The sequence below is a fragment of the Streptomyces nigra genome, assembly GCF_003074055.1.
In the GTDB taxonomy this organism is placed as follows: domain Bacteria; phylum Actinomycetota; class Actinomycetes; order Streptomycetales; family Streptomycetaceae; genus Streptomyces; species Streptomyces nigra.
Window position 1 is genome coordinate 475629 of the sequence record NZ_CP029043.1, and the last position, 19994, is coordinate 495622.

General features: G+C 71.8%; 16 protein-coding genes. 9 read left to right on the forward strand and 7 right to left on the reverse strand.

What is annotated here, in order from left to right; all coding sequences use genetic code 11:
* The gene (locus tag DC008_RS02250; protein WP_108705450.1) at positions 1–1287 is read right to left on the reverse strand and encodes an ABC transporter substrate-binding protein; all 1287 of its coding nucleotides are present in this window, start codon (positions 1285–1287) and stop codon (positions 1–3) included.
* Positions 1288–1491: 204 nt separating this feature from the next.
* The gene (locus DC008_RS02255; RefSeq protein WP_244221324.1) at positions 1492–3612 is read right to left on the reverse strand and encodes a glycoside hydrolase family 27 protein; all 2121 of its coding nucleotides are present in this window, start codon (positions 3610–3612) and stop codon (positions 1492–1494) included.
* A gap of 301 nt (positions 3613–3913) precedes the next feature.
* On the opposite strand from DC008_RS02255, the gene DC008_RS02260 reads away from it, so the two are divergent.
* From DC008_RS02260 to DC008_RS02280, 5 genes are all read left to right on the forward strand, one after another.
* Positions 3914–7993, forward strand: a complete 4080-nt coding sequence (locus DC008_RS02260) for a discoidin domain-containing protein (RefSeq protein ID WP_108705451.1) — start codon at positions 3914–3916, stop codon at positions 7991–7993.
* Between the two features lie 145 nt (positions 7994–8138).
* Positions 8139–9182 (forward strand): L-glyceraldehyde 3-phosphate reductase, encoded by a 1044-nt coding sequence (gene mgrA / locus DC008_RS02265; RefSeq protein ID WP_108705452.1) that lies wholly within the window; start codon positions 8139–8141, stop codon positions 9180–9182.
* A 197-nt stretch (positions 9183–9379) separates the two neighbouring features.
* A complete protein-coding gene (locus tag DC008_RS02270; RefSeq protein ID WP_108705453.1) occupies positions 9380–10552 on the forward strand; it encodes a S1 family peptidase in 1173 nt (390 codons plus the stop codon).
* Between the two features lie 220 nt (positions 10553–10772).
* Positions 10773–11336, forward strand: a complete 564-nt coding sequence (locus DC008_RS02275) for a TetR/AcrR family transcriptional regulator (RefSeq protein WP_382113653.1) — start codon at positions 10773–10775, stop codon at positions 11334–11336.
* Entirely contained in the window at positions 11333–11749 is a 417-nt protein-coding gene (locus DC008_RS02280; protein WP_108705455.1) for a DUF6069 family protein, read from the forward strand. Before DC008_RS02275 ends, DC008_RS02280 begins: the two co-directional genes overlap by 4 nt.
* 6 nt (positions 11750–11755) lie before the next feature.
* Here DC008_RS02280 and DC008_RS02285 read toward each other — a convergent pair whose 3' ends face one another.
* The gene (locus tag DC008_RS02285) at positions 11756–12634 is read right to left on the reverse strand and encodes a LysR family transcriptional regulator (RefSeq protein WP_108705456.1); all 879 of its coding nucleotides are present in this window, start codon (positions 12632–12634) and stop codon (positions 11756–11758) included.
* Between the two features lie 104 nt (positions 12635–12738).
* Between DC008_RS02285 and DC008_RS02290 the strand changes: the two genes are divergently transcribed.
* A complete protein-coding gene (locus DC008_RS02290) occupies positions 12739–13104 on the forward strand; it encodes a YybH family protein (RefSeq protein ID WP_108705457.1) in 366 nt (121 codons plus the stop codon).
* Positions 13105–13250: 146 nt separating this feature from the next.
* Positions 13251–13583 carry an antibiotic biosynthesis monooxygenase family protein gene (locus DC008_RS02295; RefSeq protein WP_108705458.1) on the forward strand — a complete coding sequence of 111 codons (333 nt, stop codon included), beginning with the start codon at positions 13251–13253 and terminating at the stop codon, positions 13581–13583.
* A gap of 37 nt (positions 13584–13620) precedes the next feature.
* Here the strand turns inward: DC008_RS02295 and DC008_RS02300 are convergent, their stop codons facing one another.
* Positions 13621–14403, reverse strand: coding sequence for a DUF817 domain-containing protein (locus tag DC008_RS02300; protein WP_108705459.1), 783 nt, complete (start codon positions 14401–14403; stop codon positions 13621–13623).
* A 136-nt stretch (positions 14404–14539) separates the two neighbouring features.
* Here DC008_RS02300 and DC008_RS02305 point away from each other — a divergent pair, with 136 nt between their 5' ends.
* Positions 14540–15466, forward strand: a complete 927-nt coding sequence (locus DC008_RS02305) for a GNAT family N-acetyltransferase (RefSeq protein ID WP_108705460.1) — start codon at positions 14540–14542, stop codon at positions 15464–15466.
* Positions 15467–15694: 228 nt separating this feature from the next.
* Here the strand turns inward: DC008_RS02305 and DC008_RS02310 are convergent, their stop codons facing one another.
* Positions 15695–16144 carry a hypothetical protein gene (locus tag DC008_RS02310; RefSeq protein ID WP_108705461.1) on the reverse strand — a complete coding sequence of 150 codons (450 nt, stop codon included), beginning with the start codon at positions 16142–16144 and terminating at the stop codon, positions 15695–15697.
* Between the two features lie 29 nt (positions 16145–16173).
* Positions 16174–16332, reverse strand: a complete 159-nt coding sequence (locus tag DC008_RS35350) for a hypothetical protein (RefSeq protein ID WP_164492249.1) — start codon at positions 16330–16332, stop codon at positions 16174–16176.
* A 266-nt stretch (positions 16333–16598) separates the two neighbouring features.
* Here DC008_RS35350 and DC008_RS02315 point away from each other — a divergent pair, with 266 nt between their 5' ends.
* Entirely contained in the window at positions 16599–18404 is a 1806-nt protein-coding gene (locus tag DC008_RS02315) for an ABC transporter ATP-binding protein (protein ID WP_108705462.1), read from the forward strand.
* A 320-nt stretch (positions 18405–18724) separates the two neighbouring features.
* Here the strand turns inward: DC008_RS02315 and DC008_RS35655 are convergent, their stop codons facing one another.
* Entirely contained in the window at positions 18725–19990 is a 1266-nt protein-coding gene (locus DC008_RS35655) for a hypothetical protein (protein WP_244221325.1), read from the reverse strand.
* Positions 19991–19994 lie beyond the last annotated feature (4 nt).

A 19994-nucleotide genomic window follows, 5' to 3' on the forward strand; every position in this document is an offset into this window, starting at 1 on the left:
TCAGGCCTTCCAGATCTTCTCGGCCTCGCGCTGCCAGTCGGTGAGGATGGAGTCGATCTCCTTGGGCTTGGCGAGGAACTTGGTCAGCGCGGTGTCGGCGGTGGGCTGGAGGGCGTCGCTGGAGTCGCGGTTGAAGAACTGCGTGATCTCGACCGCCTCCTCGATGTGCTTGCGGCCCTTCGTCACCAGCGGGGTGCCGGCGTCCTTGGCGTCGGGGTGGCAGGGCAGGACGGTGCCGGAGGAGCCCTTGATGTAGATCTCCTGCGCCTCGGCGGTGGCGAGGTAGCCGAGCAGGTCGAGCACGCCCTCGCGGCGGCCGGTGCGCGCGCTGGCGAAGTAGCCGTCGGTGGGGGCCTCTTCGGCGAGCGGCACCTTGGGGTCGATGACGGGGAAACGGAAGAAGTCGATGTCGTCGAGGGCGTCCTTGGGGGCGGCGTCGGCGAAGAAGGTGCCGATGAGCATCATGCCGCTGCGGCCGTTGAGCAGCGCGGTGGTGGCGTCCTGGAAGGCGCCCGCGGTGCCGTTCGGGTCGAAGTACGGCAGCAGCTCGCGCCAGCGGTCGAAGACGCGGCGGACCTGGGGGTCGTCGAACCGGTGCTTGCCCGCGAGGAGTTCACGGTGGTACGCGGCGCCGTTGATGCGGATGTCGAGGTAGTCGAACCATGCGGAGGCCACCCATGCGGTGTTGCCGCCGGCGCCGAGGCCGATGGGGGCGACGCCCTTGCTCTTGAGCTTGTCGCACAGGTCGAGGAACTCGTCCCAGGTCTTCGGCTCGCTCACGCCCCACTTGGCGAAGTTGGACTTCCGGTAGAACATGCCCCACCAGTAGTAGGTGGTGGGGACGAAGACCTTCTTGCCGGAGCTCGCGGTGCACAGGGAGTTCAGGGCCTTGGAGTAGCCCTTGAGTTCCGGCCCGTCCCAGAGCTCGCCGAGGTCGAGCAGCAGGTCCTTCTTGGCGTAGGCGTCCGCGACGGAGCCGGGGTACCAGGTGTACACGTCCGGCGGGTTGGCGGAGGTGAGGTAGGTCGGCAGCTGGGTGCGGAAGGTCTCCGCGGCCACCGTGTTGAGGCTGACGTCCCCGGACTTCTTCTTGCCGTAGGCGGCGACGATGTCCTCCATCGCCGCCTTGGCCTGGGGTGCGGAGAGGTTGGACTGGAGGGTGACCGCGCCCGAGGAGGAGTTCTTGGAGGACGAGGTCGAGGTGACGCAGCCGCTGAGCAGCGCGGCCGTCCCGGCGGCGCCGATCCCGGCGAGGAGTTGCCGTCGGCTGGGCTGGGGGTGGGTCATGGAGGGCTCCCTGTGGATCCGCGCGGGCGGGGCCGGCCTTCCTGAAGGCCGGGGGCCCGCTCGCGGCGGATCCAGGTTCGCGTGGCGCTTCCGCCACGTCAAGAATAATTACTAATTTATTTGAACTGGGTCCGGCGAATGCCGCGCTTGGGCCCGGTGACTACGGGACCTGAGCCCGGTGGCCGCTCGGGCCGGGTCCGGTGATCACTTGAGCCGGGTCCGGTGGACGAGCCCGTCCACGCCCCGGTACGCGACGTCCACCGCACCGTCCGCTCCCGCGACCGCTCCGAGCGCGCCCTCGAAGGCGGCGCTCGGGAACTCCTGCCGCTTCGTCCAGCCCTGCCAGGCGCCGTTCTCGTACCGCTGCTGCCAGAGCGTGTAGTCGCCGGCGCGCGCGTACAGCACCACCGCGTCCCCGGCGGCGACCAGTGTCGGGCTGCCGCTCACCGTGCCGCCGAGCGAGGACCACTCCGACCAGGCGCCCGAAGTGTCGCGCGACCGCGTCCAGATGTCGTCGGAGGGGGTGCGTACGACGACATGCACCCGGCCCTGGGCGTCGACGGCGGCGGAGGGCCGGCCGTAGGTCTCCCGGTCCCCGGGGGCACCCAGCGACGACCAGTCCGAGGCCGGCCCGCGCCGCACGATCCGCCCGTCCGCCCCGCGCGCGACGAGCATCCAGTGCCCGGGGTCGGTGAAGGCGACGGACGGCGCGTCCGTGACCCGGCCGCCGAGGCTGCGCCAGCCGCCCCAGCGCCCACCCTCGAACACCCGCCGGTACACCCGGGAGTCGGTGCCGCGCACGAACAGGTCGATCCGGCCGCCGGCCGAGGCGTACGCGGCGGGCTGCCCGAGGATCCGGCCGCCCGTGGGCCCGCCGAGGTCCCTGGGGCGCCCGGTGCCGTCACCGGGCACCTGCTTCAGGCTGCCGTCCGGCCCCCGGAAGAACGTGGTGAGCGTGTCCCCGGCGCGGACGACGGCCGGGCTCGCCGTCGCCCGTTCGCCGAGGCTCGCGCCCGGCAGCGTCTCCTCGCCGGTCAGCTTCAGGAACGCCGTGCCGTGCGCGGGGACCTCCACGGTGTACGACCCGGTGTGCGTGCCACGGTCGGCGCGGGCGCGCAGATCGCGGACCTTCACCGTCCCGCCGAGTGCGACGTCGGCGAAGTCCACCGTGCGGCGGACCGGTTGATCGGAGCGGTTGAGCAGGACCACGGCCCGCTGTCCGCGTCCGGCGAGGTCCTTGCTGTAGACGTCGCCTGTGGAGTCGGAGGCCACCCGGACACCCTGGACGGCGAGCGGATCCTGGTTGACGGCGATGATCTCCGGGTTGCGCAGCGTCCGGATCATCGACGGGGACAGGGTGCGCGGGTCGGAGCCGAGGACCAGCGGCGAGGACATCTCGGCCCACATCACGAACTGGGTGGTCGACTCCTCCTCGGTCAGCTCCAGGGAGCCGTCGGCCATGCGGCGCATCGGGATGAGGTAGTCGGGGTCGTTGTAGTGGCCGGGCCCCTGGGCCTCGGGGTGCCAGGCGTTGGCGTCCATGTTGCGCAGGACGTTGGGCCACTGACCGGGGCTGGGGGTGCCCCAGGCGATGTCGGTGCCGGTGCGCCAGGAGTCCGCGATGGTCGGCGCGTAGGCGTACGTGTTGTGCGCGTCCTGCTCGGGGGTGTGCGGCAGGCCCCAGTCGTCGGTGAGCGGGTTGCAGAGGTTGAGCAGCATCGTGCGGCCCGACTTGGCGACGGCGTCGCTGAATTCCTTGAAGGCGGGCCCCGGGTCGAGCTTCGCGCCGATGCCGCACAGGAAGTCGACCTTGATGGCGTCGACCTTCCAGTCGGCGAACTGCCGTGCGTCCTCGGTGTAGTGGCCGCGGCTGCCGAGCCCGCAGGTCTTCCCGCCGTCGTACTCTCCGGCATCGGTGTAGATGCCGGCCTTGAGGCCGCGCTTGTGCAGGTAGGAGACGAGGGCCGGGATGCCGGAGGGGAAGCGGTCGGGGTGGGCCGTCAACCGGCCCTGTGCGTCACGGGGGTTGTCGGCCTGCCAGCCGCCGTCCAGCCACACGATGTCGTAGCCGCTGTCCCGCAGACCGCTGCTGACGAGCTTGTCGGCGACCGCGCGGACCTCCTTCTCGGTGGGCGCGCCGAGCCCGTAGTAGGTGTTCCAGCCCATGTACGGCGTCGGCGCGAGACCGCTGTCGTAGTAGGTGGGCGCACCTTGGTCCACGGTGGCTGCCGTGGTGGCGTTCACGGTGGTGTCCGCGGTGGCGGGTGGCGACGCGGAGGCGGTCAGGACCACGGCGATCGCGGTCGTCAGGGCGAATGAAGTCACGTGCCTCTCCGGAGGGTTGGGAAGCAGGAGGGGTGTGACGCGGGCCGCTACGGGTGCCGGGGCCGTCGGCGTCACGGCGAAGACTGTGGCGCGCGGCCGGAACCGTGTCAATATTAATTACTAATTTACAGAAACACGTATCCGCCCTGTCCGGACTCTTGACGGGCCGGGGTCCGGGGTGCAGGGTTTGGCAACGTTGTCAGAGCCTCTGGGAAGTCCAACACCGTCTGCTCCAGGCAACGTTGTCAACAGTGTCTCGGGGCCGCCGGCCACGGGACCTTCCTGATCGGAGCCGTGCCCCATGCCGGATCAGCCGTCCGTGCCGTCCCGCCGCACCGTCCTCGCCGCCGGATCGACGCTCCTCGCGGGCTTCGGGGCCGGCATGGGCCTCCCGACCGCCGCCGCGGCGGCGGGAACCGGCCACCCGCGCCCGGCCGCCGCCCAGGGCGAACTCGCCGCGTACCGGCCGGTGAAGGTGTCCTCCACCGACTACGCGCCCACCCCGGCCGAGTTCGCCGTGGACGGCCTGGACAGGGTGGGAGTGCGTGGCACCGGCTGGCGGGCCGCGGCCGGCGACCCGCAGTGGATCAGCGTCGACCTCCAGGCGCTGTGCGAGGTGGAGTCGGTGCGGCTCGTCTTCGAGGCGACCGTGGACGACCCGCCGTACGTCGACTCTCCGAACGGCAGCCCCCGCGACAACACCACGGGCCAGGAGATCCTCTCCAGCTGCGCGGTGGACTTCGCCGTCGAGACCTCCCGCGACGAGAAGACGTGGACGGCCGTGTACCGCACGGACTCCGGGCGGGGCGGGGCCGTCGCCATCGATCTGCCCGAGCCGGTCACCGCCCGCTGGGTGCGTCTGACCGTCCACAGGCGCTCCAACGCCAACCCGCTGGGCCTCAACGGCTTCCAGGTGTACGGCACCTGCCGCGACCGGCGCCCGGCCGTCACCGGCTGGACCGACTGGGGCGTGCACCACGGCACTCCCCCGGCGCTGAAGCCGGCCGCCGACGGCACCGTGCCGCTGGAGTCCGGCTGGGATCTGACCATGGACGACTGGGCCGGCGCCGAGGGCGCCGAGCTGTCCCGCCCCGAGTTCGACACCAGCCGCTGGCTGCCCGCGACCGTGCCGGGCACCGTGCTGACCTCCCTGGTCGACCAGGGGCATCTGCCCGATCCGGTCGCCGGGTTCGCCAACCTGCACGTCCCGGAGGCTCTGTCCCGGCACTCCTGGTGGTACAGACGGCCGTTCCGGCTGCCGAAGGGCCTGGACACCGGCGCCGGACGGCACGTCTGGCTGGAGTTCGACGGGGTGAACCACAAGGCGGAGGTCTGGCTCGACGGGCACCGCGTGGGCGAGGTCGAGTTCCCCTTCGCCCGCGCCGCCTTCGATGTCACCGAACTCCTCGCCGACGGCGGTGAGCAGGCCCTCGCCGTGAAGATCACCCCGATGCCGTACCCGGGCAGCCCCGGCGACAAGGGTCCGGCCGGGCTGGCGTTCGTCGACGCCGGTGCCAATATGATGAACCGCAACTCACCGACGTATCTGGCCGCTTCGGGCTGGGACTGGATGCCGGCGGTGCGCGACCGGGCGGCCGGCCTGTGGAATCACGTACGGCTCCGCTCGACCGGCGCGGCCGTCCTCGGTGACGTCCGGGTGGACACGCGACTGCCCGATCTGCCCGACACCGGCACGGCCGAGCTGACGCTGGTCGTCCCGGTGCGCAACGCCGACTCCACCCCCCGCTCCGTCACCGTGCGGGCCGCCTTCGAGGGCGTGAGGCTGACCCGGACGGTCACCGTACCGGCGGGCGAGACGGCCGACGTCGTCTTCAGCCCGGCAGACCACCCGCAACTGCGGCTGCGCAACCCCGAGCTGTGGTGGCCCAACGGCTACGGCGAGCCGGCCCTGCACGACCTGACGCTCACCGCGACGGTCGGCGGCCGGGAGAGCGACCGGCGCACGACCCGGTTCGGCATACGCCAGTTCGGCTACGAGTACGACGTCCCGCTCACCTTCCAGTCGGGCAGCGACGCCTACGCGCAGACCGTCGAGTTCGCCCGGCAGAAAGCCCGTCATGTGCGGATCCGGTGCCGGACCCGGGCCACCCGGTGGGGTGCCTCGATATGGAACCTGTCGGTGATCGACAGCACCTCCCCCGGCACCGACCTCGCCCTGCACCGGGACGCCACCGCCTCCACCGTGGACGAGGACGCGCACAAGCCGGGCAACGTCACGGACGGCGACCCCAGGACGCGCTGGTCGTCGGCGTTCGAGGACGACCAGTGGATCGCGGTCGACCTGGGCGCCGAGGCGTCCTTCGACCGGGTCGTCGTCACCTGGGAGCAGGCGTACGCGAAGACGTACGACGTGCAGGTCTCCGACGACGGCGACACCTGGCGCGACGCCGCCTCCGTCGACAACACCGCGACACCGCTGCCGTTCCGCAGCTCGGGTTCGGCCGCGCTCCAGAGCGTGGAGTTCGAGCCGCGCACCGCACGGCACGTCCGGGTGCTGTGCCACAGCCGGGCCACCAGCTGGGGCGCGTCCATGTGGAGCCTGTCGGTGCTCGACAGCTCCTCCCCCGGCACCGACCTGGCCCTGCGGAAGGACGCCACCGCGTCGTCGGAGGAGGGCGGGGGCAGCACGGCCGCCAACGCCGTGGACGGCGATCCGAACACCCGCTGGTCGTCGGCGTACGAGGACGAGCAGTCCATCCAGGTCGACCTCGGCGCGTCGGTGCGGTTCGACCGGGTCGTCATCCTGTGGGAGCAGGCGTACGCGAAGACGTACACGGTCCAGGTCTCGGACGACGGCGAGCAGTGGACGGACGTGAAGTCCGTCGACAACTCCACGGTGCCGCTGAAGATCAGCGTCAACGGCGTCCGGGTGTTCTGCCGGGGCGGCAACTGGGGCTGGGACGAGCTGCTGCGCCGGATGCCGGCAGAGCGGATGGACGCGGCGGTGCGCATGCACCGCGACATGAACTTCACGATGATCCGCAACTGGCTGGGAAGCAGCAACCGCGAGGAGTTCTACGCCAGTTGCGATGAGCACGGGCTGCTGGTCTGGAACGACTTCCCCAACGCGTGGGCCATGGACCCGCCGGACCACGAGGCGTTCCTGAGCCTCGCGCAGGACACCGTGCGCCGCTATCGCTCGCACCCGAGCATCGTCGTGTGGTGCGGCGCCAACGAGGGCAATCCGCCCGGCCCGCTCGACGACGGGATGCGGGCGGCGGTCCGGGCGGAGGCACCCGAGCTGCTGTACCAGAACAACTCGGCGGGCGGCATCGTCACCGGCGGCGGCCCGTACGGCTGGGTGGAGCCCGAGCGGTACTTCTCCGCGAACACCTACGGCAGCGGGAACTTCGGCTTCCACACGGAGATCGGTATGCCGGTGCTGCCGACGGCGGCGACGATGCGCCGTCTGGTGGGCGACGAGCCTGAGTGGCCGGTCAAGGGCGCCTGGTACTACCACGACTGGAGCACCCGAGGGAATCAGGCGCCGCAGAACTACCGGGCGGCGATCGAGTCCCGGCTCGGTGAGGCGAAGGACCTCGACGACTTCTGCCGCAAGGCGCAGTTCGTCAACTACGAGAACTTCCGGGCCATGTTCGAGGCGTGGAACGCCCGCCTGTGGGACGACGCGAGCGCCCTGCTGCTGTGGATGTCGCATCCGGCCTGGTACAGCACGGTGTGGCAGACGTACGACTACGACTTCGACGTCAATGGCGCCTATTACGGCGTCCGCAAGGCGAGCGAGGCCGTGCATGTGCAGGCCGACCCGGTGAGCGGGCAGGTGCTCGCCGTCAACCACACGCCCCGCCGGATCAAGGGCGCCACGGTCGTCGCCACCCGTCACGACCTGACGGGCCGACGGCTGGGCGCCGAGCGGCGCGCCAAGGTGGACGTCGGCGCCTCCTCGACGGCACCCGCTCTCACCTCGGGCTGGACGGACGACCTGCCCGACCTGCATCTGCTGCGTCTGCGGCTGCTGGACGCGCGTGGCGATCTGCTCGCCGAGAACACGTACTGGCGCTACCGCGAGCCCGCCCATCTGCGCGCCCTGAACGAGGTCGCCCGGACCCGGGTCTCGGTGGAGGTCACCGGCACGGACCGCTCGGGCGGGCGGCACGGGCTGACGGCCCGGCTGCGCAACCGGGGCACGACGGTCGCGGCCATGGTCCGCGTGTCGCTGCTGGACGGGAAGGGGCACCGGGTGCTGCCCACGCTGTACGGCGACAACTACCTGTGGCTGCTGCCCGGCGAGTCCCGGTCGGTCACGCTCGAGTGGCCCGCGTCCGCCCTGGGCTCCGGCAGGCCGGTCGTGCACGTGGAGGGCCACAACGTCCCGGCGGCCACCACGAGCGGACGATGAGAGAGAACCGCGGCGGACATTCAGAAACGGCGTCGCTGAATGCGATGAAAAGGATGCGTTGGACGCGAGAATCGGGCAGGAGCACAGTGAACACGTCCCTCACCAGGACGGAACCACCCCGACTGCACCCCGTGGAGACCCCTCGATGAACCACGTCGCCGACCCCGAGCGCTACGACGGCACCATGCGGTACCGGCGCACCGGGCGCTCAGGACTCGATCTGCCCGTGCTGTCGCTGGGCTACTGGCACAACTTCGGTGACGACAAGCCGTTCGAGTCCCAGCGCGAGATCGCCCTGCGCGCCTTCGACCTGGGCATCACGCACCACGACCTGGCCAACAACTACGGCCCGCCGTACGGCTCCGCCGAGATCAACTTCGGCCGGCTGATGCGGCAGGACCTGGCGCCGTACCGGGACGAGCTGGTGATCTCCACCAAGGCCGGCTGGGACATGTGGCCCGGACCGTACGGCCAGGGCGGAGGCTCCCGGAAGTACGTGCTGGCCTCGCTCGACCAGTCGCTGAAGCGGATGGGGCTGGAGTACGTCGACATCTTCTACTCCCACCGGCTCGACCCCGGCACCCCGCTGGAGGAGACGATGGGCGCGCTCGACACCGCCGTCCGCCAGGGCAAGGCCCTGTACGTCGGCATCTCCTCCTACGACGCCGAGCGCTCCCGGCAGGCCGCCGCCATCCTGCGGGACCTGGGCACACCGCTGCTCATCCACCAGCCGTCGTACAGCATGCTCAACCGCTGGATCGAGAACGAGGGGCTGCTGGACGCCGCCGAACAGGAGGGCTTCGGTGTCATCGGGTTCACGGCACTGGCCCAGGGGCTGCTGACGGGCCGGTATCTGGAGGGCGTGCCGGAGGGGTCGCGGGCCACCCAGGGCAAGTCCTTCGACCAGGGCTGGCTGTCGGAGGAGATGCGCGGCCGGCTGCGCGCACTCAACGACATCGCGGCCCGGCGCGGGCAGAGCCTCGCCCAGATGGCGCTCGCCTGGGCGCTGCGCGACCCGCGGGTGACGTCGCTGGTGATCGGCGCGTCGCGCACCGAGCAGCTGGAGCAGAACGTGGCCGCGCTGGAGAACCTCGACTTCAGCGACGAGGAGCTGGCCGAAGTCGACAAGTACGCCACCGACGGCGGAGTCGACCTGTGGCGGGAGGCCAGGACCGGCCAACTCGGCTGACACAGGCGGCCGTACGGCACCGCGCGCACTCCGGGACTCCGGGTGCGCGCGGTGCCGTTCGTGCGCCGGGACCAGCTTCTGTCGCTGGTATGGACCTGACAGGCTGCCCTGGCTATGCTCGGCCCGACCCGATGAGAGCGCTCTCAGTTTGCGGTTGTTCCACCCCCACCTTGCTGGAACGACGAAGGGCAACTCCCTTGAGACGCAGCAGACTCACCTATGCCTGTCTCTCCGCGCTCCTGGTGCTCGGCGGCTGGACCGCGACCGGGACCGGACAGGCCACGGCCGACGACTCCCCCACCCAAGCTTCCGCCGAGGCGAGCGCCGCGCCCGCCTCCGAAGGACTGCTCCAGGCCCTGCGCCGGGACCTCGGACTGTCGAAGGAGCAGGCCGTGGAGCGGCTCGCGGCCGAGCGCACGGCCACGGCGCTCGCGCCGAGGGCACGCAAGGCGGCCGGATCCGCCTACGGCGGCTCGTGGTTCGACGCGCGCAGCGAACGGCTCACCGTCGGTGTCACCGCGGACGCCTCCCCCGCGACCGTGCGCCGTATCGAGTCCACCGGCGCCGCCGTCCGCACCGTCGAGCACACCGCACGGGAACTCGACCGGGCCAAGGCCCGTATCGACCGCCTCGACGCCCCGTCCGGGGTGAGCAGTTGGCACGTCGACCCGGCGGCCGGGACCGTCGTCGTGAACGTCGTACGGGGCGAGCGGGCTGACAACGATGTCCGCGATTTCGTGTCCCGGGCCCGGGCGGCCGGTCCGGTCACCGTGCGTTCGGTCGCGTCCGCGCCCGCCACCTTCGCGGCCGGCACCGTCGGCGGCGACCCGTACTACACGGGCAACGTCCGCTGCTCCATAGGCTTCTCGGTGCACGGCGGCTTCATCACCGCCGGCCACTGCGGCGGCGTCGGCCAGCAGGTGCGCGGCTGGGACGGCTCGTACATCGGGAACTTCCAGGGCTCCTCGTTCCCGGACAACGACTACGCCTGGGTGAACGTGGGCAGCGGCTGGTGGACCGTGCCGGTGGTGCTCGGCTGGGGCACCGTGCCGGACCAGCTGGTGCGCGGCTCGGCGGAGGCCCCGGTCGGCGCCTCGATCTGCCGCTCGGGCTCGACGACGCGCTGGCACTGCGGCAGGGTGCTGGCCAAGAACGAGACCGTGAACTACGCCCAGGGCGCGGTGCACCAGATGACGAAGACCAGCGTGTGCGCCGAGGGCGGTGACTCGGGCGGCTCGTTCATCAGCGGCGACCAGGCCCAGGGCGTCACCTCCGGCGGCTGGGGCAACTGCTCCAGCGGCGGCGAGACCTGGTTCCAGCCGGTCAACGAGATCCTCGGCCGCTACGGCCTGACCCTCCACACCGCCTGACCCCGGGACACCGCCCGATCCAGGCACACCACCGATCGAGGCCCCGTGTCCGGCCCCGGCTCCGGCCGGGCACGGGGCCTTTCCCATGCCAACACGAGGCCTTTCCCACACCAAAGGGCCGGAGTGAGTACTCACTCATTGACGGAGTGAGTACTCACTCCGTAGGCTTCCCGGCATGACACCGAAGGAGAACCAGCCCGCCCGTCGCCGCGCGCCCGCCATGTCGCCGGAGCAGCGCCGCGAGATGATCATCCAGACCGCGATCCCGCTGATCGCCGAGTACGGCGGCACGGTGACCACCGCGAAGATCGCCCGCGCCGCCGGCATCGGGGAGGGCACGATCTTCCGGGTCTTCGCCGACAAGGACGAACTGATCCAGGCCTGCGTCGCCGAGGCGCTCTCCCCCGACCACGCGATCCGCGAGCTCGACGCGATCGACCTCGCACAACCCCTTGCCGACCGGCTCGCCGAGGCGGCCGAGGCGCTGCAGGCGCACCTCGCGAGGATGGGCGCGGTGATGGGCTCGCTGGGGCACCGGGGCGGCAGGCATCCGGGGACCGTGCGCGGCGCCGGCCGCCAGGAGTCGACGGCCCGTCTGCGCGCGGCCCTCGCCGATCTGCTGGAGCCCGACCGGGCCGTCCTGCGCAGACCGCCGGAGCAGATCGCGGCCCTGTTCTTCGGCCTGCTGTTCACCCAGCCGCGCACGGACGACGAACCCGATCTCACCTCGGCGGAACTGGTCGACGTCTTCCTGCACGGGGCCGTCTCGAGCGAGGGCCGGTGAAGGGGCGGGCACGACGCGCGGTGGCCTGCGCCCTGGCCGCCCTCGCTCCCGTTCTGGTGTGGCTGGTCGCTGACCCGCTGCTGGGCCATCGGCTGAGGATCACCGACGGCGACCGGACGCTCGACATCGGCGCCGGGCCGATCGTGTTCGTCGCCCTGCTCGCATCGCTCGCCGGCTGGGCACTGCTGGCGGCCCTGGAGCGGTCCGGCGTACGGCGCGCCCGCGCCGTGTGGACCGGGGTGGCCGTCGCCGTACTGGTCGTGTCCTTCCTGCCGTTGACCGGGGACGGCATGGACGCCGGCACCCGCGTCACCCTCGCGCTGATGCACATGGCGGTGGCGGTGGTACTGATCCCGGGGCTGACGGCCGGGTCGACGGTCACCGAGGTCCGCACCGCCGCCCGGGCCGGGTGACCTCGGTCAGGGGTGCGTGAACGCCCGTCGCGCGTGCGTCAGGAACTCCCGTACGGCCGGGCCGTGGACGGGCCGCCACACCAGGGCGAGCAGCGCCGGTGTCTCGACGTCGGCGAGGGTCCGGGCGACGAGGACGTCGTCGAGGCCCTCCGCCATCGAGGCGCTCAGGACGGCCACGCCGAGCCCCCGGGCGGCAAGTCCGGCCAGGGCGTCCCCGGCGCCGGCCTCCAGCGCGATCGTGGGCCGCAGTCCCCGCGCGGCGCACGCCTGGTCGAACACCGCGCGCAGTCCGGTGCCGGGGGGCATGCACACGATCGGATGGCCCGTCAGATCGTCCAGGACGACCTTCCGCCGCCGGGCCAGCGGGTGCCCGGGCGGCACGGCCACGACGAGCCGTTCGCTGATGACCGTGAGGGTGTCCAGCCCCTCGGGAGCGGTGGCGGCGCCGATCAGCGCCGTGTCGAGGGTGCCGTCGCGCACCCCCTCGGTGAGCCGGTCCGAGCTGTCCTCCAGCAGCGACAGCTCCACTCCGGGGTGTGCCCGGTGAAAGGCGGCCAGGGCGTCGAAGAGCGGGGTGAGCGTGCAGCCGCTGACCATGCCGACGGTGAGCCGGCCCCGGATCAGGCCGGTCACCTCGCCGACGGCCTGGCCGACCGCGCCGGCGGCGGCGAGTGCGGCCCGGGCGTTTTCCAGGGCGGCCTTCCCGGCGACGGTGAGGGTGACGGCCCGCGCCGACCGGTCGAACAGCTCGGCGCCCAGCTCCCGTTCGAGCTGCCGGATCTGTGCGCTGACCCCGGACTGGCTGATGTGCACCCGCTCCGCCGCGCGGGTGAAGCTCCGCTCGTCGGCCACCGCGACGAAGTACTCCAGCTGCCTCAGCTCCATGACTGTGGATTCTAGAACGCAGAAGAACCATCTGTTGGACTTCTGATCGCCGGGTGACCAGGCTGGAAGGCGAGGGAACGTCGTCTCGCCCCCAGGAGGAATCCATGCCGGAGTACGAGAAGGCCATGCGGCCGGAGGACATCACACGTCTGTTCGTCGAGCGGTCCAACGCCGGGGACGCGGCCGGGGTCGCCGCCCTCTACGAGGAGGACGCGGTGCTGGCCTACCCGCCGGGCGAGCGGACGGTGGGGCGGGAGGCGATCCGCGCCCTGTGGGAGAAGGTGCTCGCGAACCGTCCCCGCTTCGCGCCGGAACCGCCGCTGCCGACGCTGGCCAGCGGGGACATCGCCCTGACCTCGACCCCGCCGTCCGACGGCGCCGGCGCGCGGGCGCAGGTGGTGAGGCGCCAGCCCGACGGGAGCTGGCTGCGGGTGCTCGACCAGCCCGAGTTCGTCACGCCCGGCAGCTGACCGGCGCGCATGCCGGGCGGGCGCACGCTTGGGCGGGGCGCACGCTGGGCGGGGCGCACGCACCCCTGCACGGCCGGATGTAGGACACTTCGGCCCATGATCCGGGGAGGGGCCCGTCCGGGTCCTCGTGCTACGAAAGGTGTGCTGTGCCCAGTATCGTCAAGATCAATGTGCTGACCGTCCCGCAGGAGCAGCGCGAGACGCTGGAGAAGCGGTTCGCCTCGCGGGCGCGCGCCGTGGAGAACTCCGACGGGTTCGAGTGGTTCGAGCTGCTGCGGCCTGTCGAGGGCACCGACACCTACCTCGTCTACACCCGCTGGCGGGACGAGGAGTCCTTCCAGGCGTGGATGGAGGGTCCGATGAAGGCGGCTCACCAGGGTGGCGGGCAGGAGGGCGGCGAGCGGCCCAAGCCCGCGGCCGCCGGTTCGACGCTGTGGTCGTTCGAGGTCGTGCAGCAGGCGGGGCCCAAGGGAGCGTGAGGCCGGGGCGGGGCGATCGGCCCCGCCCTCCGCTTCGCTATACGCGGGGCCGCCGGGATCGGGCGACCGCCGCGAGGACGAACGTCACGCTGATCAGCAGTGACCAGGCGCCGAACTTCTCGACGCCGACCGGCTGCCAGCCGTCGAGCTGATAGGGGTAGCGCCAGGCGCCGAGATAGGTGGCGAGGTTCTCGGCGACCCACAGGAAGAAGCCCATGAGGACGAACGACAGGGCCAGCGGCATCCGCAGGCGCCGCCCGCGCACGGTGTAGCGCACCCATGTGCCCGCCGTGACGGCCAGCAGGAGGGCGGCGAGCGGCCAGCGGACGTCTGGCAGCCAGTGGTGGGTGAAGAAGTTGACGTAGACGGCCGCGGCCACCAGGGCGGTCGAGCGGGGCCGGTACCGGACCAGTTCCAGGTCGAACAGGCGCCAGGCGCGGCAGACGTAGCTGCCGACCGCTGCGTAGAGGAAACCGCCGTACAGCGGGACGCCCGCGAACTTCAGGACGGCTGGCTCCGGGTAACTCCAGGAACCGAGGGAGACCTTGACGATCTCGAAGGCCAGGCCGACCACATGGCAGACCGCGATGACGGCGACGTCCCGGCCGTTCTCCCAGCCGCGCAGCCAGAACAGCAGCGTGAGCAGGACCCCGTAGACGACGAGCAGGTCGTAGCGGGCGACGGGGAGCCCGCGCAGAAGGCCCGACGCGGCGACGCCGGACATCAGGGCGATGGCGAAGGCGCACGACCGCGTCTGTATCCACGCGAAGTCGAGCAGCTGGCGCAGGGGGGCACCCACGGGGCCGGTGGCAGTGAACATGTTCAAAAGGACGTTCACCTCGGGTGATCGGTTGCGCCGGTCATGACACCCGATACGGGACTCGGGCAAGGGGTTCCGGACCGGACGCGTCGAAAATCCGTTGCGGCCACCCCCGCCTCCCCCGGACCCTTGGCCCATGCCCTACGCACTTCGCCCGGCCGGCCTCGCCGACGCGGCCGCCGTGACCGACCTGCTCAACGAGATCGACCGGATCGAGATAGGCCGGCCCGAGACCGACCTGCACACCGTCGAATCCGACCTGAAGCGACCCGACATCACCCTCGAGCGGGACTCGTGGCTGGCGTTCGACGGCGAACGGCTGGTGGCGTACGGCCTGTTGTGGGACGAGTCGGGCGGCGAGCGGATCGACGTCGACCACTATGTGCTCCCCGACCACCAGCGGGCCGGTGAGCTGCTGCTGGACGCGATGGAGGCGCGGGCGCGGGAGAAGGCCACGGAGAACGGCGCGGGCCGGGCGGTGGTGCATCTGCACCTCAACGCCGAACCCACCACCGACAAAGCTCTGTTGGAGCGGCGCGGGTGGTCCGCCGTACGCCGCTATCACGTGCTGCGCCGCCCGCTCGACCCGGCCGGTGACCTGGTTCCGGAGGTGCCACCCGGCGTGCGGCTGCGGGCCTGCGCCGACGAGCACGACCGGGCGCGGGTCCACGCGCTGCACCAGTCCACCTTCGCCGCCCACTTCGACTTCCAGCCGCGCACCTACGAGCAGTGGCTGCACGACATCGACGCCGATCTGCTCGACTGGTCGCTGGTGTGGCTCGTCGAGACGGACGACCTCGGCGACGCCGGGTTCCTGCTGTCCCGAGACGACCGGGAGGCGATGGGCTGGATCCGCAGCATCGGCGTACGGAGCGAGGCGCGGGGGCGGGGCCTGGGCGGACTGCTTCTACGGCACGCGTTCGCCGCGTTCGCCGCGCGCGGGCGGGACACGATCGGGCTGGGCGTGGACACCGCCAACGCCACCGGCGCCCCGGCGCTCTACGCCCGGCACGGCCTGGACGTGCACTTCGCGGTGGACACCTGGGAGACGGTGCTGGCGTGAGGCCCGCCCGGCCGTGGTGACACGCTCCGGGCGGACGGCCCGGGTCCGGTTCACCGCCCGCGCGCGGGCCGGAAGGCCCCGGTCCGGTTCACCTCCCGGGCAAGGGCCGGACGGCCCCCGTACGGTCACCGCCCGGACGGCCCGGGTCCGGTTCACCGGCCCGCGCGCGGGCCGGACGGCCTGGGCCCCGTTCACGCCCGTGCGCGGGCCGGACGATCCCCGTCCGGTTCACCGCCCGGGCGCGCCCGCAGGCCGCTGCTCCGGCGCCCGCACCCCGCGCCGTTCATGGCGCAGGGCCAGCCCCGTGGCCAGCGCGCCGACGCCCTCCCACACCCCCACCCCGAGGAAGCCGGCCGGGGCGCGGCCGGCGATCACGGCGAGCGTGAACACCGTGCACGTCAGCAGCCGGAACGGCACGGTCCAGCGGAAGAACGGCCGCCAGTCGGCGAGGGCCGCCAGCACGTAGTACACGCCCATGTTGAGCGCCGCCATGGACGACGCGGTCACGAAGACCAGGGTGTGGTCGCCCTCGGCGCGCCCCGCCTCCGCGACCGGCGTGAACCCCATCACGTCCAGCAGGACGTCCGGGGCGAGAAGGCCGACGACCCCCATGACGGCGGCGAGGGCGCCGAAGACCGCCATCGTCCAGCCGGCCGGCGAGCGGGGCAGGGATCGCATCAAGTCCTCCTGGGGCGCGGGAGTCCGGCTCAGCGCCGGGGGGCGCCCCGGCGCGCGTTGTTGTACAGACGTAGCAGGTGCTTCGCGACGGCGCACGGGGCCGTGTCCACATGGCACTGACGGCACGTCTGCATGTGCTGCTCGTAGTCGGCGCGCGCCTGGCGCAGCGCCTCTTCGGGAGATGACATCGATGTCCTCGGGGGTGTTCGGATGGTCGGTCGAGGGCTCACGGGGCGGACGCCGCGCGACGCCCGGGCAGACCGCGTGAGACACCCGGGGAGCAAGTGGATCATGTTACTTACGGTAGTGGGAAGCCGCTTTCCCTCATTGATCACTTCCTCGCAGAACACGGCCGACGGCCGGAAAAGCCTTGGACGGAGCGGGAGTCGGCGCGGGACACTGCCGTACTCACACCGTGACTCCACGTAGTCGCCTGAACCTGTACAGGGGTGGGATGGGAACGCCTGAGACCCGCAGGACCCTGCCGGGCAAACGCTCGGTGCTGCTCGCACTGCGCCACTACGGCCGGGAGCTCGTCCGCCTGAAGTGGCTGACGATCCCGGCGATGCTGCTGACGTCCCTCGGCAACATCGGCATCAACTACATCGCTCCGCTCATCGTGGCCAAGCTCGTCGGCGACATCGCCGGCGACGGGGAGGTCACCGTCTCCTCGGCCCTGCCGTACGTCCTCGGCTTCATCGGTGTACTGCTGCTCGCCGAGACGCTGTGGCGGATCGCCCTGCACTGCCTGAACCGGCTGGACGCGCTCGGCATCGAGCATCTGTACGTCATCGGGATGGACGAACTGTTCGCCCGGGACGCCGCGTTCTTCCACGAGAACTTCGCCGGCTCGCTCACCAAGCGGGTCCTGAGCTTCGCCGCCCGCTTCGAGCAGTTCGTCGACACACTGACGTTCCAGATCATGGGCAGCTTCGTGCCACTGGTCTTCGGAGCCGTGGTGCTGTGGCGCTACGAACCGCTGCTCGTCGTCGGCCTGTTGGTGATGATCTCGGTGACGGCGGTCTGCGTGGTGCCGCTCATCCGGCGTCGCCAGGCCCTCGTCGACCGGCGGGAGGAGGCGATCGCCCGGGTGGCCGGCCATGTCGCCGACAGCCTGACGAACATGGAGACCGTGCGCGCGTTCGCCGCCGAGGAGCGCGAGGCCGCCGAGCACCGTACCCGCGTCGCCACCTCCCGTCGGCTGACGCTGCGTTCATGGGACTACGGCAATCTGCGCATCGACACGCTGGTCGCGCCGATGTCGGTCCTGACGAACGCGCTGGGGCTGCTGCTGGCGGTGACGCTGGGCGGCGGCGAGCACGGCGTGGAGGCGGTGGTGGTCGCGTTCACCTACTACAGCAACGCCACCCGGATCATGTTCGAGTTCAATCAGATCTACCGCCGCCTGGAGAACTCGATGACGGAGGCGGCCCAGTTCACCGAACTGCTGCTGACACCGGCGACCGTGCTGGACCCGCCCGTGCCGGAGCCGGCGCCGTGCGGCGCCCTCGACATCCGCTTCGAGAAGGTCACCTTCGCGCACCGGGGAGGGCGCCCCCTGTTCGACGGTCTCGACCTGGAGGTGCCCGTCGGGTCCCGGATCGGCCTGGTCGGACGGTCGGGTGGGGGCAAGACCACGCTGACCCGGCTGCTGCTGCGGATGACGGACGTCGACGGCGGCCGCATCCTGATCGGCGGTCAGGACATCAGCCGGATGCGCCAGGCCGACCTGCGCAGCCTGATGGCGTACGTGCCGCAGGACCCGGCGATGTTCCACCGCACCCTGCGGGAGAACATCGCGTTCGCCCGGCCCGGCGCCGGTGACGCGGAGATCCGCCGCGCGGCCGAGGCGGCGCATGTCACGGAGTTCGCGGACGCGTTGCCGCAGGGCTTCGACACCATGGTCGGCGAGCGGGGGATCAAGCTGTCGGGCGGTCAGCGCCAACGGGTCGCGCTGGCCCGGGCGATCCTGCGGGACGCGCCGATCCTGCTGCTGGACGAGGCGACGAGCGCGCTGGACTCGGAGAGCGAGATCCTCGTCCAGGAGGCGCTGTGGCGGCTCATGGAGGGGCGCACCGCGCTGGTGGTGGCGCACCGGCTGAGCACGGTCGCGGGTATGGACCGGCTCGTCGTCCTGGACCGCGGGCGGATCGTGGAGCAGGGCTCCCACGCGGAGCTGATCAGCACCGACGGTGCCTACGCTCGGCTCTGGCAGCACCAGTCGGGCGGGTTCCTGGACGACACGCCCGCGCGGGCCTAGGTCGTGTCCGTAAAGTCGCGTCGTCCGCCCGTAGGGCGGGCCGAGCGGCGTCCGGTGCGTGCTCTGGGGGTACCCCCTGCTCGAAGAGTTGGGGGAGCGCCGGACGGGCTCCCGCGTACTGGTTGTACGCGGGAGCCCGGCCGGTGCGGCGAGTGGGGGTCCCCCTGCTCGAAGAGCTTGGGGGAGTGCCGGGCGTCGAACGGCAGGCGGGACTTTGCGGACACGGCCTAAGGGCCTCTCGTTTGGATCATGCCGGGCTCGCGGGGTGATCCAGACGAAAGACCCTGGCTCCCCTGAGCCCGGCCCGCACCGGTGTCACATCAGCCGCGTGCCGCGCGGCGGCGGCGCACCACGAGGACGGCGGCCGCGCCGGCGCCCACGGCGGCGGCAGCGGCACCGGCGATCGGCAGGGCCGAGCTGGACCCGGTGCTGGCGAGGTCGCCGGAAGCGCCGGTGTCCGCTCCGCCGGTCGTCGAGCCGCCGGTGGAGGAGCCGCCGCCGGTGCCGCCCGTGCCGGATCCGCCGGTGGACGAGGAGCCGCCGGTGGATCCGCCGCCACCGCCGGTGGAGGAGCCACCGCCGGACGACGAGCCGCCGCCGGTGGAGGAGCCGCCACCGGTCACCTGGAGGGTGATGGGCGCCTTGTCGTTGCCGTGCTCGGTGTCCCACTCCCCGAGCTTGCCGACCAGCGCCACCGAGCCCTTGGCTCCGTCGACGGCCTTGTCGATCCGCACCTTGAAGGTCCGCGCGTAGTCCTGGTTCTCGTCGGCCCAGGGCAGGTCGAGGGGGCAGCGGTAGGTCCGGGCGGCCACCTTCTCGCAGTTCGGGTACTTCGTCGCCGTCGTGCCGGCGGGCAGCTTGACCTCGACCTCGGCGAGCGGGACGCCGTCCCGGTACACCTGCACCCAGGCGGGACCGGCGTTGCGGAATCCGGCCTTGAGTTCCACGGTCTCCCCGACACGGCCCTTCAGCGCTCCGCCCAGGGCCTGGAAGTCAGCGGTGTTCTTCGCCGTCACGGGTATCTGCTGGAAGTGCGCGTCCTCGTCGACGGGTGTGCCGGGCTCCTGCGCCGGGACGTCGGGCTGCTCGACCAGCTTCAGGGCCGGGCCCGTGCCCGGCATGGGGCCCGACGTGGCCTCGTCCCCGGGGTAGGCCTCGTAGTCGGTGACGGAGACGACGAGGCGCTCGTACAGCGCCCGGTCCATGGCGCCGATCCTCAGGCCGCCCTCGGGAGCGTAGGTGACACCGGGCTCCACCTGCTGGTCGAACTCGCACAGCGCCATGGCGCCGGTCGGGATCTCGTCGTATCCCCAGGTCTTGAAGGCCCGGCAGTTGGAGGGCACCTCGCTCAGGGACAGTCCGTGGCTGACGGTGTATGTCATCCAGACCTTGTCGAGCGCTTCGGCGCCGGTGTACCAGAAGCGGCCGGGCACCGTGAACGTGCCGCCCGCCCGCACCCCGTCGATCGGGGCGGTCTTCTCCAGCACCAGTCCGGGGGCGGGGGCGGGGTCGTCCGCGGCGGCGGGTGCCGCGCACACGGCCAGCAGGGAGACGGCACCCACCGCGCCGGCGATCCTGCGGTGCACACGA